Raw genomic sequence first — 1,577 nt, 5'->3', positions numbered from 1 at the left:
CACCCGTCGCATACCTCATACAAAGGGTTTACCCGCACACCCGCGACTATCACCGGGAGCATTAACACCACGCATTAATCGTCAGTAGCTATCGATCTTCCCGGCCACGGTAAGCGCGTCGACGAGGACGCCACTCTCGCCCGCTACCGCGACGCGGTCGTTGAAGTGAGCGAACCCGGTGACGTGCTGGTCGGCCACTCGATGGGTGGCTTTACTGATGTTGTACTCGTGAGGTGACCGGCTATGGTGGTTCGAGTTGTAGGCCGGTTCCGGCCAGGAAGCCCCGTAGCAGGTCGGGGCGGTACTGAAGGGGTTCAGACACCGTCTGACGGCGACGGCATTGCGGAAAACCAGCTGTGACGATCCGTATCCCATCTACAACAGGTCGACAGGCGTTGTCGAGCACATTCGGCGCAGCTACTCGCCCTCTCGCGCGGCAATGCGACAGCTTCCGTTTCGGACTGGTTGGTCAGCCAGCCGGCCTGATGGGCGGGGAAGCTGTCGGTGCCGATGTTACGCGGGGGCCTCGCGGCGTTGATGATCGCGTGGGCGTCGTGGGCGTCGGACCGGTGCACCCGACGCTGCTGGCCGCGACGATGGTCTCGGGCACCGTCCTGGACGCTGACCGGCGGCCGTTCGCGATGACCGACGCGACGCTCACCACCTGTCGGGGCGTCGGCTGGCCACGCCGTCGAGGAGAATCGCCATGCCTTGGGTGAAGACATCGTCGGCGGAGATGTCCGCGTAGATCGGTCCGGCCACGCGTAGGGCGGTGAACTGGCTGGCGGGCAGCGCGTCGAGAAGCTGGCCGAAGTCGGCGCCTCCGGCTTTTCGGCCCGTCGCCTGGCTGGCGGCACTGCGCTGGATGCTGGTGGCGGCGGCGACGAATTTCAGTGTGGTCGAGGTGGCGTAGGCGGCCTGCTCGTTGGTCAGTCCGGCCTCCAGGAAGAGTCCGAGGGCGGCGTCGACCACGCGGAGCATGTTCGGCCCGTACGCCTCCCCTCTGGTCGCGGACGGGGGGAGGGGTTGTTCGAGGAAGACCCGTCGCATCTCGCGCAGGAGCGCCTCGACGTCGGCGCGCCATCCCCGGCCGGTGCGGTCGAGGCGGATGTCGCCCATGACGTGGTCGGCGATCAGCGCGACGAGTTCCTCGCGGCTGGCGATGTGCCGGTAGAGGGATCCGGCGCTGGTGCCGAGCCGCACGGCGACGGCCCGCACGGAGAGCGCGTCCAGTCCGCCCTCCCGGAGGATCTCCAGCGCGGTGTCGATGATGCGCGCGGTGGACAGGCCCCCGGCGCGGGGCTTGCGCCGGGCCTCGACCGCCGCGCGATCCACCCACCAGCGCACCGATCCGGGCGCGACCGGTTCGCCCGAGGACGCGGGATCCGGCGGATCCGGCGGATCCGCCGGAAGTACGGCCCTGGACCCAGGCGAGTCGGACCGCAGGGTGGTCTCCACAGATGATCGCCGCTTCACCAGGCCATCCAACACCACCTTGACAGAATGCGTGCACTGTTCGCATACTTCATCGACTGAAAGGCGAACGGCGTACGCATCAGTACCTGTCCTGAATCTTG

At 67.5% G+C, this 1,577-nt stretch carries 2 protein-coding genes; one reads left to right on the top strand and one right to left on the bottom strand.

Translation table 11 applies throughout. The features are described from left to right. The first annotated feature begins 90 nt into the window (after window positions 1-90). Window positions 91-237 (top strand): alpha/beta hydrolase, encoded by a 147-nt coding sequence (locus tag E0504_RS54895; RefSeq protein WP_373694026.1) that lies wholly within the window; start codon window positions 91-93, stop codon window positions 235-237. 420 nt (window positions 238-657) lie between these two features. Here E0504_RS54895 and E0504_RS50130 read toward each other — a convergent pair whose 3' ends face one another. Then, on the bottom strand, window positions 658-1,494 hold the full coding sequence (locus E0504_RS50130) for a TetR/AcrR family transcriptional regulator (RefSeq protein ID WP_131628176.1): 837 nt from the start codon (window positions 1,492-1,494) through the stop codon (window positions 658-660). Between the last annotated feature and the right edge of the window lie 83 nt (window positions 1,495-1,577).

The organism is Parafrankia sp. BMG5.11, from assembly GCF_004337455.1.
The sequence above is the reverse complement of the archived record's forward strand: the minus strand, read 5'-3'. Positions and strand labels throughout refer to the sequence as shown.